The organism is Geodermatophilus sp. SMS 5-13 (assembly GCF_059428245.1).
The window spans coordinates 912,872-937,181 of record NZ_CP165729.1 but is presented as its reverse complement, the minus strand read 5'-3'; the positions used below and the strand labels follow the sequence as shown (position 1 = coordinate 937,181).

30 protein-coding genes are annotated in these 24,310 nt (G+C 74.5%); 15 read left to right on the top strand and 15 right to left on the bottom strand.

Features of this window, described 5'->3' with window-relative positions; translation table 11 throughout:
- Positions 1-93: 93 nt before the first annotated feature.
- A complete protein-coding gene (locus tag AB3388_RS04555; RefSeq protein WP_495409568.1) occupies positions 94-1,587 on the top strand; it encodes a phytoene desaturase family protein in 1,494 nt (497 codons plus the stop codon).
- 45 nt (positions 1,588-1,632) lie between these two features.
- Here AB3388_RS04555 and AB3388_RS04550 read toward each other — a convergent pair whose 3' ends face one another.
- Positions 1,633-2,595, bottom strand: a complete 963-nt coding sequence (locus AB3388_RS04550; RefSeq protein ID WP_495409567.1) for a PDDEXK family nuclease — start codon at positions 2,593-2,595, stop codon at positions 1,633-1,635.
- A gap of 145 nt (positions 2,596-2,740) precedes the next feature.
- On the opposite strand from AB3388_RS04550, the gene AB3388_RS04545 reads away from it, so the two are divergent.
- Complete coding sequence (locus tag AB3388_RS04545; protein WP_495409566.1) at positions 2,741-3,250, top strand: DinB family protein; 510 nt, start codon at positions 2,741-2,743, stop codon at positions 3,248-3,250.
- A 5-nt stretch (positions 3,251-3,255) separates the two neighbouring features.
- On the opposite strand, the gene AB3388_RS04540 is transcribed toward AB3388_RS04545, so the two are convergent.
- A complete protein-coding gene (locus tag AB3388_RS04540) occupies positions 3,256-3,384 on the bottom strand; it encodes a hypothetical protein (RefSeq protein WP_495409565.1) in 129 nt (42 codons plus the stop codon).
- Between the two features lie 184 nt (positions 3,385-3,568).
- On the opposite strand from AB3388_RS04540, the gene AB3388_RS04535 reads away from it, so the two are divergent.
- The 4 genes from AB3388_RS04535 (at position 3,569) to lepB (ending at position 6,164) form a co-directional block, all read left to right on the top strand.
- Positions 3,569-3,931 carry a cupin domain-containing protein gene (locus AB3388_RS04535; RefSeq protein ID WP_495409564.1) on the top strand — a complete coding sequence of 121 codons (363 nt, stop codon included), beginning with the start codon at positions 3,569-3,571 and terminating at the stop codon, positions 3,929-3,931.
- 215 nt (positions 3,932-4,146) lie between these two features.
- On the top strand, positions 4,147-4,815 hold the full coding sequence (locus tag AB3388_RS04530; RefSeq protein ID WP_495409563.1) for a response regulator: 669 nt from the start codon (positions 4,147-4,149) through the stop codon (positions 4,813-4,815).
- Positions 4,816-5,043: 228 nt separating this feature from the next.
- Entirely contained in the window at positions 5,044-5,592 is a 549-nt protein-coding gene (locus AB3388_RS04525; RefSeq protein ID WP_495409562.1) for a hypothetical protein, read from the top strand.
- Between the two features lie 41 nt (positions 5,593-5,633).
- Complete coding sequence (gene lepB, locus AB3388_RS04520) at positions 5,634-6,164, top strand: signal peptidase I (RefSeq protein WP_495409561.1); 531 nt, start codon at positions 5,634-5,636, stop codon at positions 6,162-6,164.
- A gap of 6 nt (positions 6,165-6,170) precedes the next feature.
- On the opposite strand, the gene AB3388_RS04515 is transcribed toward lepB, so the two are convergent.
- From AB3388_RS04515 to AB3388_RS04495, 5 genes are all read right to left on the bottom strand, one after another.
- Positions 6,171-7,646 carry a hypothetical protein gene (locus tag AB3388_RS04515; protein ID WP_495409560.1) on the bottom strand — a complete coding sequence of 492 codons (1,476 nt, stop codon included), beginning with the start codon at positions 7,644-7,646 and terminating at the stop codon, positions 6,171-6,173.
- Complete coding sequence (locus tag AB3388_RS04510; RefSeq protein WP_495409559.1) at positions 7,643-8,014, bottom strand: enoyl-CoA hydratase-related protein; 372 nt, start codon at positions 8,012-8,014, stop codon at positions 7,643-7,645. The genes AB3388_RS04515 and AB3388_RS04510 overlap by 4 nt, the downstream gene beginning before the upstream one ends.
- Complete coding sequence (locus AB3388_RS04505; protein WP_495409558.1) at positions 8,014-9,516, bottom strand: leucyl aminopeptidase family protein; 1,503 nt, start codon at positions 9,514-9,516, stop codon at positions 8,014-8,016. The genes AB3388_RS04510 and AB3388_RS04505 overlap by 1 nt, the downstream gene beginning before the upstream one ends.
- 89 nt (positions 9,517-9,605) lie before the next feature.
- Positions 9,606-9,773, bottom strand: coding sequence for a DUF3117 domain-containing protein (locus AB3388_RS04500; protein ID WP_012947303.1), 168 nt, complete (start codon positions 9,771-9,773; stop codon positions 9,606-9,608).
- A 118-nt stretch (positions 9,774-9,891) separates the two neighbouring features.
- Positions 9,892-10,446: a DNA-3-methyladenine glycosylase I gene (locus AB3388_RS04495; protein WP_495409557.1), complete on the bottom strand. Its 555-nt coding sequence runs from the start codon at positions 10,444-10,446 to the stop codon at positions 9,892-9,894.
- Between the two features lie 56 nt (positions 10,447-10,502).
- On the opposite strand from AB3388_RS04495, the gene AB3388_RS04490 reads away from it, so the two are divergent.
- Entirely contained in the window at positions 10,503-12,005 is a 1,503-nt protein-coding gene (locus AB3388_RS04490; protein ID WP_495409556.1) for a glycosyltransferase family 39 protein, read from the top strand.
- Here AB3388_RS04490 and AB3388_RS04485 read toward each other — a convergent pair.
- Entirely contained in the window at positions 12,002-12,898 is an 897-nt protein-coding gene (locus tag AB3388_RS04485) for a DMT family transporter (protein WP_495409555.1), read from the bottom strand. The genes AB3388_RS04490 and AB3388_RS04485 overlap by 4 nt on opposite strands.
- A 72-nt stretch (positions 12,899-12,970) precedes the next feature.
- On the opposite strand from AB3388_RS04485, the gene AB3388_RS04480 reads away from it, so the two are divergent.
- Together AB3388_RS04480 and AB3388_RS04475 are read left to right on the top strand one after the other, a co-directional pair.
- Positions 12,971-13,297 carry a TfoX/Sxy family protein gene (locus AB3388_RS04480; RefSeq protein WP_495409554.1) on the top strand — a complete coding sequence of 109 codons (327 nt, stop codon included), beginning with the start codon at positions 12,971-12,973 and terminating at the stop codon, positions 13,295-13,297.
- A gap of 9 nt (positions 13,298-13,306) precedes the next feature.
- The gene (locus AB3388_RS04475) at positions 13,307-13,927 is read left to right on the top strand and encodes a LysE family translocator (protein ID WP_495409553.1); all 621 of its coding nucleotides are present in this window, start codon (positions 13,307-13,309) and stop codon (positions 13,925-13,927) included.
- 23 nt (positions 13,928-13,950) lie between these two features.
- Here AB3388_RS04475 and AB3388_RS04470 read toward each other — a convergent pair whose 3' ends face one another.
- Together AB3388_RS04470 and AB3388_RS04465 are read right to left on the bottom strand one after the other, a co-directional pair.
- Complete coding sequence (locus tag AB3388_RS04470) at positions 13,951-14,796, bottom strand: ABC transporter permease (protein ID WP_495409552.1); 846 nt, start codon at positions 14,794-14,796, stop codon at positions 13,951-13,953.
- A complete protein-coding gene (locus AB3388_RS04465; protein WP_495409551.1) occupies positions 14,793-15,752 on the bottom strand; it encodes an ATP-binding cassette domain-containing protein in 960 nt (319 codons plus the stop codon). The genes AB3388_RS04470 and AB3388_RS04465 overlap by 4 nt, the downstream gene beginning before the upstream one ends.
- 97 nt (positions 15,753-15,849) lie before the next feature.
- Between AB3388_RS04465 and AB3388_RS04460 the strand changes: the two genes are divergently transcribed.
- Genes AB3388_RS04460 through AB3388_RS04445 form a run of 4 tightly spaced genes read left to right on the top strand, consistent with a single transcriptional unit; the run spans position 15,850 to position 17,877 of the window.
- Positions 15,850-16,500, top strand: coding sequence for a TetR/AcrR family transcriptional regulator C-terminal domain-containing protein (locus AB3388_RS04460; RefSeq protein ID WP_495409550.1), 651 nt, complete (start codon positions 15,850-15,852; stop codon positions 16,498-16,500).
- A 5-nt stretch (positions 16,501-16,505) separates the two neighbouring features.
- Complete coding sequence (locus tag AB3388_RS04455) at positions 16,506-17,177, top strand: hypothetical protein (RefSeq protein WP_495409549.1); 672 nt, start codon at positions 16,506-16,508, stop codon at positions 17,175-17,177.
- Between the two features lie 56 nt (positions 17,178-17,233).
- On the top strand, positions 17,234-17,437 hold the full coding sequence (locus AB3388_RS04450) for a hypothetical protein (RefSeq protein WP_495409548.1): 204 nt from the start codon (positions 17,234-17,236) through the stop codon (positions 17,435-17,437).
- A complete protein-coding gene (locus tag AB3388_RS04445; RefSeq protein ID WP_495409547.1) occupies positions 17,434-17,877 on the top strand; it encodes a TIGR03618 family F420-dependent PPOX class oxidoreductase in 444 nt (147 codons plus the stop codon). Before AB3388_RS04450 ends, AB3388_RS04445 begins: the two co-directional genes overlap by 4 nt.
- Here AB3388_RS04445 and AB3388_RS04440 read toward each other — a convergent pair.
- The 4 genes from AB3388_RS04440 to dapE are packed head-to-tail and all read right to left on the bottom strand — an operon-like array spanning position 17,862 to position 20,649.
- Positions 17,862-18,323, bottom strand: coding sequence for an SRPBCC family protein (locus AB3388_RS04440; RefSeq protein ID WP_495409546.1), 462 nt, complete (start codon positions 18,321-18,323; stop codon positions 17,862-17,864). The two genes, AB3388_RS04445 and AB3388_RS04440, sit on opposite strands and share 16 nt — an antisense overlap.
- Positions 18,316-18,681, bottom strand: coding sequence for a DivIVA domain-containing protein (locus AB3388_RS04435; protein ID WP_495409545.1), 366 nt, complete (start codon positions 18,679-18,681; stop codon positions 18,316-18,318). The genes AB3388_RS04440 and AB3388_RS04435 overlap by 8 nt, the downstream gene beginning before the upstream one ends.
- Position 18,682: 1 nt before the next feature.
- Positions 18,683-19,549: an LOG family protein gene (locus tag AB3388_RS04430; protein ID WP_495409544.1), complete on the bottom strand. Its 867-nt coding sequence runs from the start codon at positions 19,547-19,549 to the stop codon at positions 18,683-18,685.
- Positions 19,546-20,649, bottom strand: a complete 1,104-nt coding sequence (gene dapE, locus AB3388_RS04425; protein WP_495409543.1) for a succinyl-diaminopimelate desuccinylase — start codon at positions 20,647-20,649, stop codon at positions 19,546-19,548. Before dapE ends, AB3388_RS04430 begins: the two co-directional genes overlap by 4 nt.
- 73 nt (positions 20,650-20,722) lie before the next feature.
- Between dapE and dapD the strand changes: the two genes are divergently transcribed.
- Together dapD and AB3388_RS04415 are read left to right on the top strand one after the other, a co-directional pair.
- On the top strand, positions 20,723-21,700 hold the full coding sequence (gene dapD, locus AB3388_RS04420) for a 2,3,4,5-tetrahydropyridine-2,6-dicarboxylate N-succinyltransferase (RefSeq protein WP_495409542.1): 978 nt from the start codon (positions 20,723-20,725) through the stop codon (positions 21,698-21,700).
- 70 nt (positions 21,701-21,770) lie between these two features.
- Positions 21,771-23,144, top strand: a complete 1,374-nt coding sequence (locus tag AB3388_RS04415) for a TrpB-like pyridoxal phosphate-dependent enzyme (RefSeq protein ID WP_495409541.1) — start codon at positions 21,771-21,773, stop codon at positions 23,142-23,144.
- 50 nt (positions 23,145-23,194) lie between these two features.
- Here the strand turns inward: AB3388_RS04415 and AB3388_RS04410 are convergent, their stop codons facing one another.
- Positions 23,195-24,301, bottom strand: coding sequence for an alpha/beta fold hydrolase (locus tag AB3388_RS04410; protein ID WP_495409540.1), 1,107 nt, complete (start codon positions 24,299-24,301; stop codon positions 23,195-23,197).
- Positions 24,302-24,310 lie beyond the last annotated feature (9 nt).

Here is a 24,310-nt window from a genome sequence, read left to right as displayed (position 1 = left end):
CGACCGGGCACCGCACCGCTACCCCCGGTTGCTCCCCCGGCAAACGATCATCACCCGGGCGGGCGACCCGACCGGCCGATCTACCGTGGCCGCGTGGCACGGGTCGTGGTCGTCGGCGCGGGGCTCGGCGGGCTCGCCGCGGCGGCCCGGCTGGCCGCGCTCGGTCACGCGGTCACCGTGCTGGAACAGGCCGTCGAGGTCGGCGGCAAGCTCGGCTGGTTCGCCCGCGACGGCCACGGCTTCGACACCGGGCCCAGCCTGCTCACCCTCCCCCAGCTCTACCGGGACCTGTTCGCCGCGACCGGCGCCCCGCTGGACGACGTCCTCGACCTCGTGCCGCTCGACCCGGCGGCCGAGCTGCGGTTCCCCGACGGCACCCGGCTGGTGGTGCCCGGCCGCCGCGCCGAGGTGTCCGCCGCGATGGACGCGGCGCTTGGCGCGGGCGCCGGCGTGCAGTGGGCCGCGCTGATGGCGCGCGCGGAGCGCATGTGGCGGGTCGCCGAGCAGCCGTTCCTGCGCGCGCCGCTGGCCGGGGCCGCGACCCTCGCCCGGCTGGCGCGCGATCCGCGCGACGTCGCCACCATCGCGCCCTGGCAGACGCTGCGCGGGCTCGGTTCGCGCTACCTGCGCCATCCCCATCTGCGCACGGTGCTCGACCGGTACGCCACCTACTCCGGCTCCGATCCGCGGCAGGCCCCGGCGGTGCTCGCCACGGTGCCGTACGTCGAGCAGGAGCACGGCTCCTGGTACGTGCGCGGCGGGCTGCGCCGGCTCGGCCTCGCGGTGGCCGATCGGGCCGCCGAGCGCGGCGCGGTCGTGCGGACGTCGTCGCCGGTGGCGTCGGTGGTCGCCGAGGGCGGCCGGGCGGCCGGCGTCCGGCTGGCCACCGGCGAGGTGGTTCCCGCCGACGTCGTCGTCTCCGCCGCCGACGCGACCGCCCTCTACCGCGACCTGCTGCCGGCCGACCGCCGCACCCGAGCGGTCCGCGCGGCGCTGGCCCGGTCGACGCCGTCGCTGTCGGGCTTCGTGCTGCTGCTGGCGCTGCGCGGGCGCACGCCGGGGCTCGCCCACCACACCGTGCTGTTCCCGGAGGACTACGACGCCGAGTTCGATGCCGTCTTCGGCGTGGGCGGCCCGCCGCGGCCGGTCGCCGACCCGACCGTCTACGTCAGCGCGCCCGACGACCCCGCCACCCGCCCGGACGACGACAGCGAGTCGTGGTTCGTGCTGGTGAACGCGCCGCGCCACGACCCGGACGGCGGGGTGGACTGGGACGCCCCCGGTCTGGCCGACGCCTGTGCCGCCCGGGTGCTCGACACGATGGCGCGGCGGGGCCTGGACGTGCGGGACCGGCTGCGCTGGTGCGTCGTCCGGACGCCGGCGGACCTGGCCCGCGACACCGGCAGCGTCGGGGGCGCCATCTACGGGACGTCGAGCAACGGCACCCGGGCGGCGTTCCTGCGCCCGGCCAACGCCTCCCCCGTCCCGGGCCTGTTCCTCGCCGGCGGCTCCGCCCACCCCGGCGGCGGCCTGCCGCTGGTCGCCCTGTCGGCCGAGATCGTCGCGGGGCTGATCGGCCGCGCCTGACCCCGCCCGGCCCTCCGGGAGACTCGGAGCCGTACAAGGTGGGCGCTATCTCTCGTAGACGAGCTCGCCTAGCATCGCAGCATCCCGCCCTCGGAGATGCATTTGGTTCTGGATTGTCGGCCGAAACGGCATGACCGTTTGGGCAACGAAGTCCATGACCGCACCGGCAGAAAGTTTCCAGATTTCAACTGGAAGCAGGTCCGGACCCCAGGTTGCGCAGAAAATCCCCCCCGTATTGCGACTTATTCGATACAAGTTGCCCTCATCAAGATGCGTGATCACGAAGTCAGCCAACGGCCCTGGTCGGTCACTGCACAGGTATTCACAAGGATCACCCTCCGCGGTTCTCGCGTCCTCCAGTTTGGGATTGGTGACGAGCGCATGGCCGAGCCCATCGGCCAGAATCAGTTCCTTGAGTCTGCCCTTGAGGAGGATGCTCTTCACCGGAGGTTGCAGGCGATCGGCCAGCCCCTGCGCGCGCAGCACAGCTTCGCGCGCCCGCGCCAGATCCTCGGGCAACGGGGCCGAGTGCACCAAGCCGCTCCCGATCTTCCGGATCTCGCTGAGCAGCGGGAGCCAGGCAATCCTGTTCCGCGTCGTGCGAGCCAGGACAGCCTGCACCCGCTCGAGCACGACATCGGTCGGCACGCTGTAGGCCTCCTGCACCTCGATTTCGCTATCGAGGGTTGCGAAGATGAAACTGCGATGCCGTCTGATCTTCGCGAAGTCCGACTGCAGGAGCATCCGGCGGCCATAGTCGACGGTGAATAGTGGATTCGCGCGGTGTACCGCCTTGATCTCATGGCCACCGCCGTCGACATCCACTGCATCCACCCCCTGGCGGGATGCGTTGGGGGTCAGGCCGCAACGTGTGGCGACGATCCATTGACTCAGCAGCCCCGGCCGAAGCAATTCAAGGTTCGGGTGAAGTCGCCTTCCGGCCTCGCGGGCTTCGAGGAGGTACATCCGAATCTCGTCCACGGCGGCGGAAAGGGGGAAGTTCGCCATGGATCGAACCTAATCGGACGACTGCGCATCGCACGCCCGCACGGCCTCGCACTCCCGAGTGCTGAGGCGGCGGGGGCCCTACTCACCGCCGTGCCGGTTCAGGGTGGTCCTGCGTCGCGTCGGCGGCGCCTGACAAGGTCACGAGGTGCGCACCGATCCGCCGAACTCCGGTTCCGAGCTCGAGCTGCTCAGCGGCTTCCTCGACTTCCTCCGCGAGACCGTGCTCCTGAAGACCGAGGGGCTGACCCGCGAGCAGCTCGCCCAGCCGCATGCGCCGTCGTCGCTGACCCTCGGCGGCCTGCTCAACCACCTGGCGCTGGTCGAGGACTGGTGGTTCCGGGTCAACGTCCTCGGCCTGCCGTACGTCGAGCCGTGGGCGGGCGTGGACTGGACCGCGGACCCCGACTTCGAGTTCCGCACCGCGGCCGATCTCGAACCGGAAGAATTGCGCGCCCGCTACAGGGAGGCGTGCGACCGGAGCCGCGAGGTGGTCGCGGGGGCCGAGAGCCTCGATCAGCCCACCGTGCAGCCACCGCGCGAGGGCGGCACCCGGAACCTCCGCTGGGTGCTGATCCACATGATCGAGGAGACCGGACGCCATGCCGGCCACGCGGATCTGCTCCGTGAGGCGATCGATGGAAGCACCGGCGAGTAGCGGCCTCAGCGGCCCGTCGTGCCCTTCCAGATCCCCTGCGCCGCGTCCTGGGAGCGCGGCGTCGCGCCCTTGGTGGCCACCTGGTTCAGCTGTCGCTCGATCTCCAGGTTCCGGGACCACCGGGCGCGGTGCATCTCGCCGCCGCGCAGTGGCGTTGCCCCGCGCTTGCGGGCGTCGCGGTCCAGTCACCAGGAGAGGAGGCCGATGCCGCCGAGGAACGCCGCCACGCCACCCCACACGATCCACACCATGTCGCGGATCCTGACAGTTCCGTAATCGCGGTGTCCATCACCGCCTCGCCACGGCCATGCTGGCGCGATGCCGGAGCCCATCGATCTCGCCGCCGTCCTCGCCACGTTCGCCGAGCCGTGGCAACCGCGCACGGTCGCCACGCTGAACGACTACGACGTCCGCGTCGTGCACACGCGTGGCGAGTTCACGCGGCACAGCCATCCGGAGACCGACGAGTTCTTCCTCGTCCTGCGCGGTTCGCTGACCATCCGGCTCGACGACGGCGACGTCGAGCTCGGTCCCGGCCAGGCCTACGTGGTCCCTCGCGGTGTCCCCCACCAACCGGTGTCCACGGACGGCGCCGAGGTGCTCCTGATCGAGCCCAGCGTGACCGTCAACACCGGTGACCGCCCGGGCGAGCTGACCGCGGAACGCCGTGTGGCCAGGTGAACGCCCCGCCGTCGCTGACTGAAGACCATTACGGACGATCAACGTCCCGATTACGCCGAGTGGCGACGCTTCGAGAAGAACTTCTCCCGTCAAGAACGCGGGCCCAGTGGCCCTGTTGGCGTCGGCCCCCTACAGGTGCTAATGGGACAACTTCCGCCCCTGGACCACCCAGGGGGCACACGAACACGTCGGGGGACCACATGCCGCAGGCCGTAATGCAGAACGCTCGGGGGCTCGAGGGCGCACGCGTGCTCATCGTCGACGACCACCGAACGTTCGCCGAGCTCCTCAGCGGCGCCCTGGCCTCGGCGGGCATGCAGCCCATCGGGACGGCGTCCTCGGCGGCCGAGGCGATCGCGATGGTGGAGCAGCTGCGCCCCGACGTGATCGTCATGGACATCGAGATGCCGCGCCAGGACGGGCTGGCCGCCACGCGCCGCATCCGCGAGGTCTGCCCCGAGGCGATCGTCGCCGTCGTGACCGCGCACCGTGACCCCGAGTGGGTCATGCGGGCGGCGCAGGCCGGCGCCTCGGCGTTCGTGCCCAAGGACGGCTCGCTCGTCGAGATGCTCGACGTGCTGCGCAACGTCCACGCCGGCCAGATGCTCGTCGCCCCCTCCGCCTTCGGCCGCACCGGTGCGTCGTCCGGGCCCGCCCCGCGCGACCCCGCCGTCCCGCAGCTGACCAAGCGCGAGCAGGAGGTGCTGGAGTACCTCGGTCAGGGCATGCAGGTGAAGGGCATTGCCCGTGTCCTCGGGATCACCCTGGAGACGTGCCGCGGCTACGTGAAGTCGCTGCACGCGAAGCTGGACGCGCGCTCCCAGCTGGAGGCCGTGGTCAAGGCCCAGCGCCTCGGCCTGCTCGACAAGCGGGACGCCTCCTGAGCTGAGGCCTCCTCAGGCACCACCTGCACGAGCGGCGCGCGTCCGGTACGGACGCGCGCCGCTCGTGCATGTCGGGACCGCCGCCCCCTGACACTCCGGGCGGTGTCGCGCCGATCCCCCAGCTTGTGGGGGGTGTCCACACCCCAGGTGGCGGCTGGAACGAGGCGCATCGCCCCGGCACAGTTGTCCGCAGCAACGAGCCCGTGACCGAGCGAGGGGAGCCCCGACATGGAGACAGCCGCCGTCGAGTTCTCGGCCGCTCGGGTCCGCGCCGCGCGGACCACGGCGCGGTGGTCGTGGACCGCGATCACGGCGCTCGCGGCGACGGGTGTGCTGTACCTGCTCGTCGCCGCCCGCCACATCGACCACAGCGCCGGGCTCCTCGGCCTCTTCCTGCTCGTGGCCGCCGGCCAGGTCGGCGCGGCCGGCCTGCTGTTCGTGCTCACCCGGCCCGGCCTGCGGCCGTCGACCGGTCTGCTGACCGCGGGCATCGCGGGCACCGTGATCCTCATCGGCTTCTACCTCGTCGCGCTGCGCACCGGCCTGCTCACCGACCTCGGCACGAGCGGTGCCGCCGCGGGGCAGCACGCCGGCCACGGGAGCGCGGCGCCGGCGGGCTCGGGTCTCCTCGATGCCGCCGTCCTCGCTCTCGAGGTCCTCACCGTGGTCGCGCTCACCGCCCTCCTCCCCCGCCCCTGGCGCGGCCGGGTGGTGGACGGCCTCTGCGCGCTCGGCGCGCTCACCTGGCTCCTGTGGCTCACCGGCGTGCTCGGTTGAGTCCTCCCCCCGGAACCCCGGGCTCGGCGGCCGTCCCCCCCGTGCGGTCGCCGGGCCCGGTCCGGGTTCTGCGGCGGGTCGGGACCGTCGTCCTGGTCCTGCTCATGCTGCTCGTGGTCGGCTCGGTCACCGGGGTGCTGCCCCTGCGGCTCGAACGCGTCGGCTCCGGCAGCATGGCCCCGACCATCACGCCGGGTGACCTGCTGATCGTCCGCGACTGGGGCGGCCCGCCCCAGCGGCGCGACGTCGTCACCGTCCCCGACCCCGACGGCGGCGCGCTCCTGGTCAAGCGGGTCGTCGCCGTGGGTGGCGACACGGTCGGCATCGAGGACGGCGTGCTGGTGGTGAACGGGACGCCGGTGTGCGAGGCCGCCATCGACCCCGCCCTGATCGACGGCGTGTTCTTCGGCCCGGTCGACGTCCCGCCGGGGCAGGTCTTCCTGCTGGGTGACAACCGGGGCGGATCCATCGACTCCCGCACCTTCGGGCCGGTCGCGGCGGCGGACGTGGAGGGCGAGGTCGTCGGCCGCGTCTGGCCGTCCCCGGGCTCCCTGCCCGACCCGCGCTGCTGAGCACGATCAGCTGCGGGCGGCGCCATAGCCGAGCAGCGCGGCGAGACCCAGCGCGCTGCGGGCCGCGTACGGCATGCGCCACAGCCCGCCGTGTACCGCGAGGTTCGCCTCGTCCTGCCACGGGTGCTCGTGCGCGGGACCGCCGTCCGTGTGCAGGTCGTGCACCAGCAGCGCGGCCATGAGCTCGTTGGACGTGGAGGGCTCGAACACCTCGACGCCGAACCGGTGCGCCCCGGCGTAGGCCGCGGCCAGCGCCCGGTTCTTGACCACCGAGCGGGTCCGCGTGGGCGGGGCGACGTTCATCGACACCGTCGTCCCGGCGGCCCGGGCTGTCGTCGCCCGCCAGCGCTGCAGCCGCTTGGCCAGCGCGTAGTTGGGGCCCTGCTGCGCCACCAGGACGTCGCTGATCCCCGGGTCGGCGCCGGGCACGTAGGCGCGGCGCAGCAACCGGCCGGCCGACAGCGTGCGCAGCGGCCGGCTGACCAGCTTGGCCCGCGCCGAGCGGCCGGCGTAGGCGGCGGCCGAGTGCGCCACCGCCGCCCCCGGGACGGCGAACACGTCGGTGGGCGTGGCGAGGAAGGCCAGCGCCAGCTCGGGGCGGTCCTGCTGCAGCCGCACGGTCAGCGCGTCGACCGCCATCGACACCCGCACGTTGGCGGCGCCGTCGGCGTAGACGTAGTTGCCGAGCACCGGCGTCCCGGGCAGGCCGGCGAGCCAGTCGCCGATCGCCGGCACCTCGGTGACCAGGTCGGCGCCGGCGTGCCCGGCCGCCTGCCGGTCGTCCGGATCGCCGCCGGACGTGACCGGCAGCAGCAGGGTGCCGGCGTTGCGCCGGGCGGTCTCGACCACCCGCTGCCACAGCGGCGGCCGGGGCAGGTCGACCCCGGCGACCCGCGCGCCCCAGCGCAGCAGCGAGGGCAGCGGGCCCATCTCCGCCCCGGCGCCGAGCACGACGACGGTGGTGTCCGGCAGCGCGAGCCACTCCGGGTGGGCGACGACCGCCCGCACCGCGTCGGCGGCCGAGGGCTCCAGCACCCCTGCCTCGACCCAGCGGTCGAGCCGGCGCAGCAGGTCGTCCCCGCGCAGCCGCCGCCCGGCGTAGGGCAGGGAGAACTCCTCCTCGCGCTCCCCGGTGCCGTGCACCTCGACGGTGCCCAGCGACCGCGGCGGCGGCGCGGTCGCCCAGCGGTCCAGCGGGACCTCGGCGTTCCCGGGCAGGGCCACGCACATCCGCGCGTGCAGCGAGGCGAGCCCCGCCGTGGCGATCGAGCGGGCGGCCTCCCCCGACGCCAGCCCGGCCTCGACGAGCCGGCGGAAGTGCACCAGGTAGCCGGACCGCCAGTTGGTCTCCTGCTCGGCGGCCAGCGCGCCCGCCGGGTCGACCGGGCGCAGCGCGTCGGCCACGACGGCGCGTCCCAGGGCGGCCGTGCTGCGCCGTCCGTCCGGGCCGGCGGGGAAGACGACGCCGCTGTCGTCGGTCATGACACTCCCTGTCCGTGCCGGCCCGCGCCGGCCGCGAAGCGGGCCGCGCCGGGCAGCGCGTCGACGGCGAGCGACCCGAGCGCCCGGCCGGTGCCGACGATCCGCGGCAGCCGCACGGTGCCGCCGTCGATGAGCGGCACGCCCCAGCGCCGGCAGTAGGCGCCGAACACCGCGCTCTCGTCGGCGATCCGCAGGTCGCACCAGAGCGCGAGCTCCAGCTCGCCGGCGACGGCGTGCCCGGCGATGGCGGCCTCGTCGTCGGCGTCGGCGTCGCGGCCACCCGTCAGGGCCCCGCGCCGAGCGTGCGAGGTGTGGGGGGAGGGGTGGTCCTTCTCCGCCCCGGACCGCTCGACCGTCACCGCGCCCATCAGCGCTCCAGGACCGACGGCGGCGGAGCCACCGGTGCGCCGGCCTCCAGCCACCGCACCAGCGTGCGGGCGCCGAACCCGGTGCCGCCCTTGACCACCTCGGCGTCGTCGGAGGCCGCGCGGGCGGGGCCGGCGACGTCCAGATGCGCCCACGGCAGGTCGCCGGCGAACGGCCGCAGGAACAGCGCCGCCGTCGTGCTGCCCGGGTTGCCGGGCGCGTTGTTCGCGTCGGCGACGTCGCTGTCGAGCAGGTCCCGGTGCTCCTCGGCCAGCGGCATGCGCCACAGCGCCTCGCCGGCGTGCGCGCCGGCGGTGGTCAGCGCGTCGGCGAGGCCGTCGGTGGTGGCGTACAGCCCGGCGGTCTTCGTGCCGAGCGCGATCTTCATGGCACCGGTGAGCGTGGCGACGTCGACCAGCGCCGTGGCGCCGAGCTCGAGGCGGGCGTAGGCCAGCCCGTCGGCGAGCACCATCCGCCCCTCGGCGTCGGTGTTGAGCACCTCGGTGGTCCGCCCGCCCACGTGCCGGACGACGTCGGCCGGCCGGTACGAGGAGCCGGACACCGCGTTCTCGGCGGCGGGGACGACGGCGGTGACCGCGACCGGCAGCCGCAGCCGCGCCGCGGCGTCGACGGCGGCGAGCACCGCGGCCCCGCCGGCCATGTCGGTCTTCATCTCCCGCATGCCGGCGTTGGGCTTGATCGAGATGCCGCCGGTGTCGAAGGTGATGCCCTTGCCGACCAGGACCGGGTGTTCCTCGCGCGCGCCGGCCGGCCGGTACGCGGCGACGATCACCCGCGGCGGCGTGGCCGAGCCGCCCCCGACGGCGAGGACGCCGCCGAAGCCGCCGGCCCGCAGGTCGTCGGGCTCGAGCACGGAGACCCGGACGTCGTCCAGGCCGGCCAGCCGCTCCCCCGCCTCGGCGGCCAGCCAGGCGGGGTTCTTCGTGTTGCTCGGGGTGTTGACCAGGTCGCGGGCCCACGCGACCGACTCGGCGGTCACCTGCCCGGCCCGCGCGGCGGCGGCGAGGTCACCGGCATCGGTGGCCACCACGGTGACGGTGTCCAGGCGCGGCGGGTGCGGCGTCGACGTCTCGCGGAACCGGTAGCCGGCCAGGAGGGCGGCCTCGACCGCGGCGCGCACCTCGTCGGCGCCGGCCGGCGCGACGCTGGTGTCGACCGGGAGCACCAGCCGGCGCGCGCCGTGCTCGGCGAGGGTCTGCGCGCGGCGGGCGGCGGCCGCGGCATACCCGCGCACGTCGGGCACCGTGCCGTCGCCGACGCCCACCGCGACCACGGTGCGCGGTCGGCGGCCGGGCACCGGGACGTCGGTGAGCCCGCCCGGCTTGCCGCCGTTGCCGGTGTCGGCCAGGACGCCCGCGAGGTAGTCGGCGCCGACCTCGGCCGGCAGCCATGCGGGCAGCGCGCCGCGGGCCCCGACCGGGACGGCCAGGACGTCGTCCCCGGTCAGCTCGGGGAGCGCGGCGAGGAGTTCGACCCGCGGCAACGGCGCGGCCCCGGTCGCCGGCGGTCTGCCGGCGGCCGGGGCCGTGTCGTCGTGCGCGGGGCTGCCCGGGGGCAGGCTCGCGGCGCTGGTCAGCTGGTCGCGCCCTTCAGTGCCTCGGACAGTGCGGCCGCCTCGTCCGGCGACAGCTCGACGACCAGGCGACCGCCGCCTTCGAGCGGTACGCGCATGACCAGCCCACGGCCCTCCTTGGTGACCTCGAGGGGACCTTCACCCGTGCGCGGCTTCATGGCCGCCATGCGTGCCTCCTTCGCCGGCCGTCCGCACTCTCCCGCAGGAGAGCGAACGGCATCCGTCGCTGCTGACCTCTCCGGTCAATGATCCCGTATCGCGAGCATCCGTCCAACACGAGCCCCCTCAGCGGGTGGCGCGGAAGCAGGTGGCGACGTGGTCGTCGACCATGCCGGTGGCCTGCATGAGGGCGTAGGCGGTCGTCGGGCCGACGAAGACGAAGCCCCGCCGCTTGAGCTCCTTGGCCATCGCGACCGACTCGGGGCTCGTCGCCGGGACGTCGGCGAGCGTGGCCGGGCGCGGGCGCGGGGCCGTGGGCGCGAACGACCACAGCAGGGCGTCGAGGCCCTCCGACAGCTGCTGCGCGGCCCGGGCGTTGCGGACCGCGGCGGCGATCTTGGCGCGGTTGCGCACGATGCCGGCGTCGGCCATCAGCCGCGCCTCGTCGTCCTCGGTGAACTCGGCGACCGCGTCGATGGCGAAGCCGGCGAACGCCGCCCGGAACGCCGGCCGCTTGCGCAGGATGGTGATCCAGGACAGCCCCGACTGGAACGCCTCCAGGCACACCCGCTCGTAGAGCGGGTCGTCGCCGTGCAGCGGCGTCCCCCACTCCTCGTCGTGGTAGGCCACGTACTCCGGCGTACTCGTGGCCCACCCGCAGCGCGCCGTCCCGTCGTCCACGGCGGGCACGCTAACCCGGGGCGGCGACAGAACCGTCCCGGCTACCGTTCCGGCTCGTGACGACGCTCGCCGAGGACACGCGGACGGCCGACCGCGCGCCGGTGGCCTGGGCGCCGCTGGCCGCCCTCTCGGCGGTGCTGACCGTGCTGCTGCTCGCCGTCGCCGGCCGCTACGGCTACCACCGCGACGAGCTGTACTTCCTCCGCGCCGGCCGGGAGGCGGCGTTCGGCTACGTCGACCAGCCGCCGCTGACCCCGCTGCTCGCGCACGCGATGGACGCGCTGGCCCCCGGGTCGCTGGTCGCGCTGCGGGCGCCCTCGGCGATCTCCGCCGGGCTGGTCGTGCTGCTCACCGGGCTGATCGCCCGCGAGTTCGGCGCCCGCCGGGCCGGTCAGCTGCTCGCCGCGGCGTCGGTGGGGGTCGGCGCGGTGTTCCTCGCCGTCGGCCACCTGCTGTCCACGACCACCCTCGACGTGCTCGCCTGGACGGCCCTGTCGTGGCTGCTCGTGCGGGCGTTCCGCGACGGCGGCGCGGTCTGGCTGGCCGCCGGCGCGGTCGGGGGTCTCGCGCTGCAGAACAAGACGTCGCCGGCGTTCCTGCTGGCCGGTGTGCTGGTGGGCGTGCTGGCGGTCGGGCCGCGGCACGTGTTCCGCTCCCCGTGGCCCTGGGCCGGCGCCGCGGCGGCCCTGCTGCTGTGGGCCCCGAACCTGGTCTGGCAGGCGGCACACGGCTGGCCGCTGCTGGACCTCGCGGGGGCGATCGCCGGCGGCAGCTCCGGGACCAGCGAGCCCTGGTACCTGTTCGTCCCGATGCAGCTGGTGCTGGTCAGCCCGCTGCTGGTGCCGGTGTGGGCGGCCGGCTGGTGGCGGCTGGCCCGCGACCCGGCGCTGCGGCCGTGGCGGGCGTTCGCCGTCGCCTACGCCGTCCTGACCGTGCTGTTCGTGGTCACCGGGGGCAAGCCGTACTACATCGCCGGGCTGTACCCGGTGCTGCTGGCCGCGGGGGCGGACCCGGTGCTGCGCTGGGCCGAACGCGGTGCCGGCGCGCTGCGCCGGCGGCTCGTCGGGGCCGCGCTCGTGCTGAGCCTGGCGATCGCCGCGTTCCTGTTCCTGCCGCTGGTGCCGGTGGCCGCGCTGCACGCCACCCCGGTGCTCGCGGTGAACTACGACGCGGGCGAGACGGTCGGCTGGCCGCGGTTCGCCGCGCAGGTCAGGGACGTGCGGGCGGACCTCCCGGCCGGCGAGCGGGTCGCCGTCCTCACCGCCAACTACGGGCAGGCCGGCGCCGTCGACCGCTTCGCGCCGGAGCTCGGCCCGGCCTACAGCGGGCACAACTCCTACGGGACCTGGGGGCCGCCGCCGGACGACGCCGCGACGCTGATCGTGGTCGGCTACGACCGCGCGACGCTGGAGCGGTGGTTCGGCGAGGTGCAGCCGGCCGGGCGGATCGACAACGGGGTCGACCTGGACAACGACGAGCAGCGCACGCCGCTGTGGATCGTGCGCGACCGGCTCGAGCCGTGGTCGGAGCTCTGGCCGCAGGTCCGCCGGATCGGTTAGGGCACGGGCGTCTCGACGGCGTCGGCGGCCGGCCTCGGCGCGCTGCGGCGAGTGGCGAGCACGCAGCCGACGAGCACCAGCGGCAGCCCGAGCGCGATGCCGAGCGTGAAGTCCTCGCCGAGCAGCAGCACCCCGAGGAGGACGGCGACCGCTGGGTTGACGAAGGTGATGACCAGCGCCCGCTGCGGCCCCACCTCGCGGATGAGCAGGAAGAAGACCGCGAGCGCGAGGGCGGTGCAGACGACGCCGAGGCCCGCGACCGCGAGCAGGGCCTTGGCCGGCGCGTGCACGGCCTCGTCGAGGTCCGGGATCGCGAACGGCGCGTAGACGATCCCGGTGACGGTGAGCGCGAGCGCGCTGGCCGCGACCCCCGGCACCTCCGGCAGCGCGTGGGTGACCACCATCGGCCCGGTCGCGTAGCCGACCACGACCACGGCGACCGCCACGATCGGCACCAGCTGCGCCCCGCTCACGTCCAGGCCCAGCAGGGCGACGATCCCCACGACGCCGAGCGCCATCCCGGCCAGCCGCACGGCGGTGAGCCGGTCCTCGTCCCCCGCGATCCGCCCGGCCGCCGCCGCGACGAACGGCGTCGTGGCGACGAGCAGCCCGGTCAGCGAGCTGGACAGCGACGTCTCCGCGTAGGAGAGCAGGAGCCACGGCACGGCCATCTCGAGCGCGGCGAAGAGCAGCAGCGCCTTCCAGTGCCGCAGCGCCGGGCGCAGCCAGCCCTTCGCGGCGGCCCACGGGAGCAGCAGGACGGCGCCGACGAGGCAGCGGCCGAAGACGACGAGCACCGGCGAGAGGTCGGTCACCGCGACCTTGATCAACAGGTACGGGATCCCCCAGATGACCGACATCGAGAGGAACAGCACCCAGCCACGGCGACTCACGGCCCGATCCTCCCAGCCGGGTCGGACGGTCAACGTTGCGCTCCCCTGCCCAAAACCGCTGGGATCGTGCCCATGGACCCCGAACAGCGGTTCGCCGCCCTGGTCGAGGCCCTCACCACACGGCCCGGGGTGGGGCCGCCCGGCGCCGGCGGACGGCGCGGGTTCGGGTCCGCCGCGCTGACCGTGGACGGCCACATCTTCGCGATGGTCGTGGGCGGCGGGCTGGTGCTGAAGCTGCCGCGGCACCGGGTCGAGGGGCTGGTCGCCGCGGGCACCGGGCTGCCGTTCGCCGCCGCCAACGGCACCCCGATGCGGGAGTGGGTGGCGCTGGACCACGGCACGCCGGAGTCCGACCTGGCCCTGGCGGAGGAGGCGCTGGCGTTCGTCCGCGGCTCGTAACGTGGGTTCGTGGACTGGTCCGCCTACGCCTCGTTCCTCGGCCTGGCGACGCTGCTCGTGCTCGTGCCGGGCGCGGACTTCGCCGTCGTCACTCGCAACGCCCTGGTGGGTGGCCGCGGGCGCGGCTGGTGGAGCGCGGTCGGCGTCACCACGTCCAACGTCGTCCAGGGCGCCGCGGCCGCGGCCGGGCTGGCCGCCGTCATCGTGCGGATCGAGCCGCTGTTCGAGGCGATCCGCTGGGCCGGGATCGCCTACCTGCTCTGGCTCGCCGTCCAGGCGCTGCGCTCGGCGGTCCGCGGCGAGTACCCAGCGGCGCCCGACCCCGAGGCCTCCCCCGGCCAGGCGTTCGCCGGCTGGCGGCAGGGGTTCCTCTCGAACATCACCAATCCGAAGGTGCTGGTGTTCTACCTGGCGGTGCTGCCCCAGTTCCTCGGCCCGGACGCGCCGCTGTGGACGCTGCTGCTGTTCGCGTTCACCCACGCCGTCGTCGGCCTGGTCTACCTGTTCGTCCTGGTCGCCGGCGTGCACCGGGCCCGCCGCTGGCTGGCCCGCCGGCGGGTGCGCCGGTCGCTGGACGCCGCGACCGGCGTGGCCCTGCTCGGCTTCTCCGCCCGCCTCGCCGTCGACTAGGGGACTTTCCGCGCCGAAAGTCCTTACTCGGGGCGGCTGAACATCCAGGCGGCGACGGCGAGCAGCAGGCCGCCGACGCCGGCGACGATCACCACGTCGAGCCAGACCGGCACCGTCCACGAGCCCCAGTGCAGGGCGACCGCGGCGCCGGCCTGCGGGTCGACGTAGTGCAGCACCAGCCGGCGCACCGCGTCGACGCCGTAGGTCACCGGGTTGACCAGCGCCAGGAAGTGCAGCCAGGCCGGCAGCGCGCTGCTGACCGGGAAGAACGCCCCCGACAGGAACATCAGCGGCGCCAGCAGCAGCTGCACCCGCGGCATGACGGTCTGGATCGACTGTACCCGCACCGCCAGCACCAGCCCGAACGCCGTGATCGAGAACGCGATGATGAACAGCAGCACGAGGCAGCCGATGAGCATCAGCGGCGCGTACGGCACCCCGACCAGGCCGGCCAGCGCCAGCAGGACGACCGACTGCAGCGTGGCCACGGTCGCGCCGCCGAGCGTCTTGCCCAGCACGATGCTGGTGCGGCTGACCGGGGCCACCAGCATCTCGCGGAGGAAGCCGAGCTCCCGGTCCCAGACGATCGAGATCGCCGAGAACACCGCGGTGAACATGACCGAGGTCGCGAGCACCCCGGGGAAGAGGAACGTCGAGTAGTCGGCGTCGCCGAACGCGTTGCCCGGGATCGAGGCGCCCAGCCCCTTGCCGAGCACGAACAGGAACAGCAGCGGCTGGGCGAAGCTGGACAGGATCCGCCCGCGGTCGGTGCGGAACCGGTAGAGCTCGCGCTGCCAGACGACCTTGGCCGCCCGCGCCTCGTGCCGCAGCCCGCGGGTCGCCACCCGCACCGGCGCGATCGTGGTCATCGCCGTCCCCCGAACATGAAAGCGGTCATGCGGTTCCCGGCGGCGGCCTGGCGGTCGGCCATCCGGGCGCCGGTGTAGGCCAGGAACACGTCGTCCAGCGTCGGCCGGGAGACGCTCACCGAGCGCACCGTCAGGCCGAGCTCGAACAGCCGGGGGACGAACTGCTCGCCGTCCGGGGTGAGGACGACGAGCGCGCCGCCCTCCCGGGTGGTCTCCACGCCGAGCCGCTCGCGGATCAGCGCCTCCGCGGCCTCGTCGTCCGTCGTCACCACGCGGACCCGGTCGTGCCCGACGCTGGCCTTGAGCGCCGAGGGCGTGTCGAGCGCACCGATCGTTCCCGCGTCGATGATCGCGATGCGGTCGCAGCGCTCGGCCTCGTCCATGTAGTGCGTGGTGAGGAAGACGGTGATCTCCTCCGCGGCGCGCAGCTGGTCGACGTAGCGCCACAGCGTCGCGCGGGACTCGGGGTCCAGGCCGATCGTCGGCTCGTCGAGGAAGAGCACGCGCGGGGAGTGCAGCAGGCCGCGGGCGATCTCCAGCCGGCGCTTCATGCCGCCGGAGAAGGTGCGCACCTTGGAGTCGCGACGGTCGGTCAGGCCGACCATCTCCAGGACGGCGTCGAGCCGCGGGCCGACGCTCGCCTTCGGCATGCCGTAGATCTCAGCGTGGAAGCGGAGGTTCTGCTCGGCGGTCAGGTAGTCGTCGAGCGTCGTCTCCTGGAAGACCAGCCCGATGTGCCGGCGCACCTCGGTCCGATCGCGGACGACGTCGAAGCCGGCCACCCGCGCCTCGCCGGCGGTCGGCTGCAGCAGGGTGCAGAGGATCTTGATGGTGGTGGACTTGCCCGCGCCGTTGGGGCCCAGGAACCCGAAGAGCTCCCCCGCCCGCACCGAGAGGTCGATGCCGCGCACGGCCTCCACCTCGTCGTAGGTCTTGACCAGGCCGCTCGCCTCCACCGCCGGCGGGCGGTCGACGGCTGCTTCCCCGGCAGGGATCCCTAACGCTGTTAGAGCCACTCCCGCAGCTTGCTCTAACACCGTTAGAGTGTCAACCGTGCCGATCACACGGAACGACGTCGTCCGCGCGGCGATCGAGGTGCTGGACGACGAGGGGCTGGCCGGGCTGACCCTGCGCGGTGTCGCGGCCCGGCTCGGCGTCAGCGCGCCTACGCTCTACTGGCACGTGAAGGACAAGCGGCACCTGCTCGACCTGGTGGCCGAGCAGGTCCTCGCCGAGGCGCCGGACAGCGCCCGCGCACCGCGCGAGGGCCAGTCGATCTGGGAGTGGCTGGCCGAGAGCACCCGCCTGCGCCGGGCGCTGCTGCTGGCGCACCGCGACAGCGTGCAGGTCGTCGCGGGCAACCGACCCACGGACGAGGGCCGGCCGGGCATCGAGCGGACCCTGGAGGTGCTGGTGGCGGCCGGCCTCGAGCCCGGGGAGGCGGTGCGGGTGCTCACCGCGCTGGGGTCGTTCCTGCTCGGCGACGCCCTGGAGACCCAGGCGGTGCGGGACCGCCCGCTCGAGGAGCTCCAGGACGGCGACCTGGGCCGCTTCCCGCTGCTGACCGCGGCCACCCGCACGGTCGGCGGGGACGACGAGCGGTTCGAGGAGGGGCTGCGGCTGTTCCTCGAGGGCCTGCAGGCGCGCCTCGACCGCCGCCGCGCAGTCGCCGCGACGCCGGTCGGCGAGATCGCCCCGGCCTGACCGGGATGCACGCAGACCCCCATGGGGAGGCGCCCTGGGCGATGCAACTGGTGGCGCACATCGAGAAGAGCGCCCCGCCGACCCGGACCGCCGTCTGCGCGGCCGCGGCGGTCGCCGTCGTCCGGTTGCTCGCCGACGACCGGGCCGGCCCGGGCGGTGAGTGGTTCCCGGAGGTCCGGCGGTGGACCGACGGGCGGATCCGCAAGCACTGCCGGCGAGCCCGGGGCGTGGCCTGGGAACGGCTGCGGAGGCTGCCGGGTGTCACCGCGGAGGTGGCCGGTGCCGAGGTCCGCGCGCTCGTGCCCACCTCGACCGACGAGATCCCCCGGGAGGTCGCGAAGCTGCAGCTGTCCGGCAGCGAGCTCGACGACCCGGAGGCGTGCCCGGCGGTCGATCCGGCGCCCGGCGGCCCCGTCGTGGTGTCGATCTGCCCGGAGCCGTTCCTGCCGCTGGGCAAGGCCGCCGCGGCCGCCGGGCACGCGGCGCAGGTGGCCGCGCTGCGGATGCCCGCGCACCGGCTGGCCGCCTGGTCGGACGCCGGCTTCCCGGTGGCGGTCGAGCACCCCGGCATCGCCCGGTGGGCACAGCTGCGCCCGTACGCGCCGGTGGAGATCCTCGACGCGGGATTCACCGAGGTGGCACCCGGGACCTGCACCGCGCTGGCCCGCTGGGCCTAGCCGACGGGGGTGCGCGTCACCGGGTCATCCGGCCCGGCCGCGACTACCGTCCGACCATGAGTGAGAACTCGCTCGCCGACGCCCACCGCCGCATCGCCGACGCCGAGCACCGCGTCGAACGGAAGATGCTCGACCAGGCCGCCGACGTGTCGGACCCGGCGGACATGCGGCAGCGCGCGCACGAGATCTCGGCGAACGCCCGGGACCACGAGAAGTCGGCGGAGCGCATCGACAGCCGCGATCAGGAGAGCGGCGGATGACCGCGCTGGAGGACGCGGCGGCCCTCGCCGCCCGCGAGCACGGTCTCACCGTGGTGGCCACGCTGCGCGCCGACGCCACCATCCACACCTCCGTGGTGAACGCCGGCCGGTTCGCGCACCCGCTCACCGGGCAGCCGGTGCTCGCGTTCGTCACCTACGGCCGGGTCAAGCTGGCCAACCTCCGCGCCCGCCCCCAGGTGACCCTGACCGTCCGGTCCGGATGGGAGTGGGTCGCCGTGGAGGGCCGGGCCGAGCTCGCCGGCCCCGACGACCCGCAGCCGTGGCTGACCGGCGCCGACCGCCTGCGGCTGCTGCTGCGTGACGTGTTCACCGCCGCCGGCGGGCAGCACGACGACTGGGCGGAGTACGACCGGGTCATGGCCGAGCAGCGGCGCACCGCCGTCCTGGTCGAGCCGGCCCGGGTCTACTCCAACCGGTAGCCGCCGGCGAACGCCGCGAAGCGGCGCAGCGAGAACCGCATCCCGGCCCGCATCCCCGGCTCGACCAGCGGCCAGCCGAGCCAGCCCAGCCGGCCGAGCGGCAGGTCGACCTGCTCGGTCCAGACGAACGTCGAGTGCGCCCCGTGCGGCCGCACCTCGAAGATGCCCGCCCCGCGCACCACGCGTCCGGTGTGGCGGACGTCGATCCGGGCGGGCGGCTCCCAGCGGACGATCTCCATGGTGTCGACGACGCCGAGCCGCCGGCGCCGCGGCAGCGGCAGGCCGGTGACGGCGACGAGCCGGCCGCCGACGCCCCGCGCCGGCCCGACCACCGGGCGGACGTCGGTCGCCACCATCCACTCGCCCTGCCGCGCCCAGTCGGTGAGCGCGGCCCACACCTGCGCCGGCGGGGCGTCGACGTCGACGCTCTCGGTCAGCTCAGGCATCGCTGCGCTCCTCGTCGGCCGGCGCGGCGTCGTCGGCGGTCTCCGGGGTGGGGGACGGCGCCTCCCCCAGCCGCGCCCGCAGCGCCGCCAGCTCGGTGTCGCGCTCGTCGAGCGTCTGGGCGAACTGGCCGAGCAGCCAGTCCACCTCGGTCATCCGGTAGCCGCGAAAGGCGACCGAGATGCGCAGCGCGCGGATGTCGTCGCCGACCACCGGCCGGTCGTCGGGCAGCTCGACCGGTGAGCGGTCCAGCTCGGCCGGCGGCTGGGTCTCGCCGCGGCCGAGCAGCACCGAGCCGACGAGGAAGAGCAGGCCCCCGACGAGGAGCACCCCGACGACGAAGAGCAGGAAGGACAGCACGTCAGCCCTCGACGGGCCCGCCGGCCGGCGGCTGGCCCGACCGGACCCCGTGGTTGCCGACCGGGGCACGCATACCGCCCCCGCTGTCGCCGGCGGCCTCGCGCTCGGCCTCGGCCTTCTGGATCACCCGCACCGCCTCGCCGACGTCGTCGGTGACGTGCAGCAGGTCGAGGTCCACCGGGCTGATCGTGCCGGTCTCGACCAGCGTCGTGCGGACCCAGTGGACCAGCCCGCCCCAGTACTCGGAGCCGTAGAGGATGACCGGGAACCGGGTGACCTTGCGGGTCTGCACCAGGGTCAGGGCCTCGAACAGCTCGTCGAGGGTGCCGAACCCGCCGGGCAGGATCACGAACGCCTGCGCGTACTTGACGAACATCGTCTTGCGCACGAAGAAGTAGCGGAACGAGATGCCGACGTCGACCCACTCGTTGAGCTCCTGCTCGAACGGCAGCTCGATGCCCAGGCCCACCGACAGGCCGCCGGCCTCCGACGCCCCGCGGTTGGCGGCCTCCATCGCGCCCGGCCCGCCGCCGGTGATCACGGCGTAACCGGCGTGCGCGAGCGCCGCGCCGAGGGCGACGCCGGCGCCGTAGTGCGGGTGGTCGCGCGGGGTGCGGGCGCTGCCGAAGACGCTGACCGCCCGGGGCAGCTCGGCGAGCAGGCCGAACCCCTCGACGAACTCGCTCTGGATGCGCAGGACGCGCCACGGGTCCGTGTGCACCCAGTCGGTCGGCCCGCGCCGGTCGAGCAGCCGCTGGTCGGTCGTCGTGCCCACGTAGGCCGGGTCCGGCTCACCACCGCGCAGCATGATCGGGCCGCGGTGGCGGGTCGGCCGGGGACGGCGGCCGTTCTCAGGGGGGTGGGTCATTCGGTGCTCCGGGACAGGTAGGCGGTCAGGGCGTCCTCGGCCGGCTGCAGGGCCGCGACGCGGACGGATTCCTCGCGGGTGTGGGCGAGCTGCGGATCCCCGGGGCCGTAGTTGACCGCCGGGATGCCGAAGGCGGCGAAGCGGGCGACGTCGGTCCAGCCGAGCTTGGCTCGCGCCGGCCGGCCGACGGCGGCGACGAACGCGGCCGCGGCGGGCTCGGCCAGCCCGGGCAGCGCGCCGCCGGCGTTGTCGGTCACGGTGAGGGTGGCGCCGGCGGCGAGGGCGTCGGCGAACACCTCCCGCACGTGCGCCTCGGCGGCGTCCTCGTCCCGGTCGGGGGCGTAGCGGAAGTTCACCGTCACCGAGCAGGCGTCGGGGATCACGTTGCCGGCCACCCCGCCCTCGATGCGCACCGCGTTGAGCCCCTCGCGGTAGGTGCAGCCGTCGATCTCGACCTCGCGCGCCTGGTACCCGGCGAGCGTGGCCAGGACGCCGGACGCCGCGTGGATCGCGTTGACCCCGAGCCAGCTGCGGGCGCTGTGCGCGCGCCGGCCGGTGAACTCGAGGACGGCGCGCATCGTCCCCTGGCAGCCGGCCTCGATCTCGCCGTCCGTGGGCTCGAGCAGGATCGCGAGGTCGCCGTAGAGCCAGCCCCTACGCTCCCGCGCCACCCGGCCCAGGCCGTTCTTGGCCGACTCGACCTCCTCGTTGTCGTAGAAGACGAACGTCAGGTCGTGCGCCGGCTCCGCCCCGGGGACGCCGAAGCGCGCGGCCAGCCGCAGCATCACCGCGTCGCCGGCCTTCATGTCGCTGGTGCCGCAGCCGAACAGCCGGTCGCCGTCGAGCGTGCTGGGCACGTTGTCGGCGATCGGCACGGTGTCCAGGTGCCCGGCGAGGACGACGCGGCCGGGCCGGTCGAGGTTGGTGCGGGCGAGCACGGCGTTGCCGACCCGCTCCACCTCCAGGCCGCCGAGCCCGCGCAGCGCCGCCTCGACCGCGTCGGCCAGGACGTCCTCGGTGCCGGACACCGAGGGGATGTCGACGAGGGCGCGGGTGAGCTCGAGGACGTCGGCGGACAGGTCCAGCTGCGGGTTCCCCACGACCGTCGAGCCTACGGGCGCGGTCCGGCTCCGGCCGGAGGTGGACACCGACGCCTCGGTAGCGTCGTGACCCGTGACGAACGCCGAACCGCAGCGCGCCCACGGGGTGGGCCTGGCCACCGTGACCGCCGACGGGACCGTCCTCGACGTCTGGTTCCCCTCACCCGCCCTCGACGCCGGCAACGGCAAGCCGGGCACGCACCAGATGGGCACCCTGGAGCTCGGCGGCGCCCTCGGACCCGACTACTCGGGTCTGGTGCGCAGCGACGAGGCCCGCGGGGTGCACGTGATCCCGGTGCAGACCACGATCGAGGACCTCGCCGCGCCGCCCGCGGACACCTACGACGTCTGGCTGCGGCTGCACCTGCTCTCGCACCGGCTGATCCGGCCGCACGGCGCGAACCTCGACGGCATCTTCGGCCTGCTCACCAACGTCGCGTGGACCAGTGCCGGCCCGGTGCTCGCCACGGAGGTCCAGCCCCGCGCCGCCGCGCTGCGCGCCGCGCACGGGTACGTGACCGTCTTCGGCGTCGACAAGTTCCCGCGGATGGTGGACTACGTCGTCCCCACCGGTGTGCGGATCGCCGACGGCGACCGGGTGCGGCTCGGCGCGCACCTCGCCGAGGGCACCACGGTCATGCACGAGGGCTTCGTCAACTTCAACGCCGGCACGCTCGGCCCGTCGATGGTCGAGGGGCGGATCAGCGCCGGCGTCGTCGTCGGGGCGGACAGCGACGTCGGCGGCGGCGCGTCGATCATGGGGACGCTGTCCGGCGGCGGCAAGGAGGTCGTCTCGATCGGCAGCGGCTGCCTGCTCGGCGCCAACGCCGGCGTCGGGATCTCCCTCGGCGACAAGTGCGTCGTCGAGGCCGGCTGCTACGTCACCGCCGGCTCCCGGGTCACGCTGCCCGACGGCTCGGTGGTGAAGGCCCGCGAGCTCTCCGGCCGCGACGGGCTGCTGTTCCGCCGCAACAGCGTCAGCGGCGCGCTCGAGGCGCTCCCCCGCGACGGCGACTGGGGCGCGCTGAACGCGGCCCTGCACGCGAACTGAGCGCGCGCTTTATCGCGATAAAGCGCGCGCAGGTCCTACGCTCGCCGCACCTTCGAGGCGGAGGGACGCCATGGCCGGGACGCAGACCAAGATCCTGCTGGACGAGTCGCAGCTGCCGACGCAGTGGTACAACGTCGTCCCCGATCTGCCGAGCCCGCCGCCCCCGCCGCTGCACCCGGGGACGCTGCAGCCGGTCGGGCCGGACGACCTGGCGCCGCTGTTCCCGATGGACCTGATCCTCCAGGAGGTCACCGGGGAGCGGTACGTGGACATCCCCGGCGAGGTGCTCGACGTCTACAAGCTGTGGCGGCCGTCGCCGCTGTTCCGCGCGCACCGGCTGGAGAAGGCGCTCGGGACGCCGGCCCGGATCTACTACAAGTACGAGGGCGTCTCGCCGGCGGGGTCGCACAAGCCGAACACGGCCGTGCCGCAGGCCTTCTACAACGCCAAGGCCGGCGTTCGGAAGCTGACCACGGAGACCGGCGCCGGTCAGTGGGGGACGGCGCTCGCCTTCGCCAGCGCGCTGTTCGACCTCGAGTGCGAGATCTGGATGGTCGGCGCCTCCTACGACCAGAAGCCGTACCGGCGCACGATGATGCAGACCTACGGCGCGCAGGTGCACCGCTCGCCCTCCGACCTCACGCAGGCCGGCAAGACGATCCGCGCCGACAACCCCGACCACCCCGGCTCGCTGGGCATCGCGATCAGCGAGGCGGTGGAGGTCGCCGCGCAGGAGCCGGACACGCGCTATGCGCTGGGCAGCGTGCTCAACCACGTCCTGCTGCACCAGACGGTCATCGGCGAGGAGGCGCTGCTGCAGCTGGCCGCGGTCGGCGAGCAGCCGGACCTGATCGTCGGCTGCACCGGCGGCGGCTCCAACTTCGGCGGGATGGCGTTCCCGTTCCTGCGGGAGAAGCTGGCCGGCCGGATGGCGCCGACGATCCGGGCGGTCGAGCCGTCGTCCTGCCCGTCGCTGACCCGCGGCGTGTACGCGTACGACTTCGGCGACACGGCCGGCATGACGCCGCTGCTCAAGATGCACACCCTGGGCCACCGGTTCATCCCGGACCCGATCCACGCCGGCGGCCTGCGCTACCACGGGATGTCCCCGCTGCTCTCGCACATCTACGAGCTCGGGCTGATCGAGGCGATCGCCGTGCCGCAGACCGAGTGCTTCGGGGCCGCGCTGCGGTTCGCGAAGACCGAGGGGATCGTGCCGGCCCCGGAGCCGACGCACGCGCTGGCGGCGTGCATCCGCGAGGCGCTGGCCTGTAAGGAGTCCGGCGAGGAGAAGGTCATCCTCACGGCGCTGTGCGGGCACGGCCACTTCGACCTGGCCGCCTACGACGCCTACCTCTCCGGCCGCATGGTCGACGAGGAGGTCCCCGACGAGCGCTTCGCCGGCGCCCTCGCCGAGCTCCCGCAGGTCCCCGCCGGCGCCTGAACGGTGCTTTATCGCGACAAAGCACGCGTGCTTTGTCGCGATAAAGCACGCTAGGCCGAGGGGGCGGGTTGCTCGGCGGGGACGTCGAGGTGCTCGAGCAGGGCGACGACGAACTCCTGCGGCCGCTCCACGTGCGGCGAGTGGCCGACCTCGGGGAAGACGACCTCCCGGTAGGACCCGCCGGCGGCCGCGTACCGGTCGAGCACGGCGCGGGTCTGGGCGATCATCGGCTGCGGCGGGAACTCCTCCGCGCCCGGCCAGCCCGGGACGGCGCCGACCGAGCCGAGGAAGGCCAGGTCGAAGACCGACGTGTCGGAGACGATCTGGTCGGCGTCCCCGCGCAGCCACAGCACCGGCGGCTTCTCGGCCAGCTCCACGATGCCCGAGAGGTCGAAGACGGTCGGCGCCATCGTGTTGAGCACGCCCCGCTCCCCCGGCGCCGCGCCCGGCCAGCTGTCCACCACCTGCGCGTCGCCCGGGTAGTGGTCGGCGCCGCACCGGGTCGTGTTCATCGACGCGACGAAGATGTCCTCGAGCTGCGGGTCGATCGGCAGGGAGCCGGGCGCCACGTAGAACGTCCGCAGGATCGACCGGGGGCTGGTCGGGCTCGCGTCCGTGCTGTCCCCCGCCTCCAGCGCCGCGACGAACTCCGGGTTGGCCGCGCCGCCGCCGGAGCCGCAGCCGGCCGGGTGCACGAGCCGTCCGTCCTCGCCCGCCGTCCCGCCGAAGCCGTACGGCGAGACCGGGGCCACCAGCGCCACCGAGGCGACCGTCGCCGGGTGGTCGAGCAGGTACTGGAGGACGACGCCCGCGCCCATGCTCCAGCCGACCAGGTGCACCCGGTCCAGGCCCAGGGTGTCGACGAGCGCGGCGACGTCGTCGGCCCAGTCGCGGACGCCGCGCCGGGCGTCGATCGGCAGCGGGTCGGTGCCGCCGTAGCCGCGCAGGTCGACGGCGAGCGCCCGCACCCGGCCGGTGTCGGCCAGCGCGAGCAGCGGCTGCTGCCAGAACAGCGAGGAGCTGACGTTGCCGTGGACGAAGAGGACCGCCTCCCCCGGACCGGAGAGCTCGGTGCCCTCGGCGGCGAGGACCTGCTGGGTCAGCCGGGGTGTCTCGACGCGGGTGGCGGTGATCCCGGGCAGCAGGTGGTCGGCCATGGCGGCTCC

What these genes read in the sequence shown, in the direction of transcription:
- AB3388_RS04550 (WP_495409567.1), bottom strand. Translation starts at nt 2,595, where the DNA reads ATGGCGAACTTCCCCCTTTCCGCCGCCGTGGACGAGATTCGGATGTAC.
- AB3388_RS04540 (WP_495409565.1), bottom strand. Translation starts at nt 3,384, where the DNA reads ATGCACCGCGCCCGGTGGTCCCGGAACCTGGAGATCGAGCGACAGCTG.
- AB3388_RS04535 (WP_495409564.1), top strand. Translation starts at nt 3,569, where the DNA reads ATGCCGGAGCCCATCGATCTCGCCGCCGTCCTCGCCACGTTCGCCGAG.
- AB3388_RS04530 (WP_495409563.1), top strand. Translation starts at nt 4,147, where the DNA reads ATGCAGAACGCTCGGGGGCTCGAGGGCGCACGCGTGCTCATCGTCGAC.
- AB3388_RS04525 (WP_495409562.1), top strand. Translation starts at nt 5,044, where the DNA reads ATGGAGACAGCCGCCGTCGAGTTCTCGGCCGCTCGGGTCCGCGCCGCG.
- AB3388_RS04515 (WP_495409560.1), bottom strand. Translation starts at nt 7,646, where the DNA reads ATGACCGACGACAGCGGCGTCGTCTTCCCCGCCGGCCCGGACGGACGG.
- AB3388_RS04510 (WP_495409559.1), bottom strand. Translation starts at nt 8,014, where the DNA reads ATGGGCGCGGTGACGGTCGAGCGGTCCGGGGCGGAGAAGGACCACCCC.
- AB3388_RS04500 (WP_012947303.1), bottom strand. Translation starts at nt 9,773, where the DNA reads ATGGCGGCCATGAAGCCGCGCACGGGTGAAGGTCCCCTCGAGGTCACC.
- AB3388_RS04480 (WP_495409554.1), top strand. Translation starts at nt 12,971, where the DNA reads ATGGACCCCGAACAGCGGTTCGCCGCCCTGGTCGAGGCCCTCACCACA.
- AB3388_RS04470 (WP_495409552.1), bottom strand. Translation starts at nt 14,796, where the DNA reads ATGACCACGATCGCGCCGGTGCGGGTGGCGACCCGCGGGCTGCGGCAC.
- AB3388_RS04455 (WP_495409549.1), top strand. Translation starts at nt 16,506, where the DNA reads ATGCACGCAGACCCCCATGGGGAGGCGCCCTGGGCGATGCAACTGGTG.
- AB3388_RS04450 (WP_495409548.1), top strand. Translation starts at nt 17,234, where the DNA reads ATGAGTGAGAACTCGCTCGCCGACGCCCACCGCCGCATCGCCGACGCC.
- AB3388_RS04445 (WP_495409547.1), top strand. Translation starts at nt 17,434, where the DNA reads ATGACCGCGCTGGAGGACGCGGCGGCCCTCGCCGCCCGCGAGCACGGT.
- AB3388_RS04440 (WP_495409546.1), bottom strand. Translation starts at nt 18,323, where the DNA reads ATGCCTGAGCTGACCGAGAGCGTCGACGTCGACGCCCCGCCGGCGCAG.
- AB3388_RS04430 (WP_495409544.1), bottom strand. Translation starts at nt 19,549, where the DNA reads ATGACCCACCCCCCTGAGAACGGCCGCCGTCCCCGGCCGACCCGCCAC.
- AB3388_RS04415 (WP_495409541.1), top strand. Translation starts at nt 21,771, where the DNA reads ATGGCCGGGACGCAGACCAAGATCCTGCTGGACGAGTCGCAGCTGCCG.
- AB3388_RS04410 (WP_495409540.1), bottom strand. Translation starts at nt 24,301, where the DNA reads ATGGCCGACCACCTGCTGCCCGGGATCACCGCCACCCGCGTCGAGACA.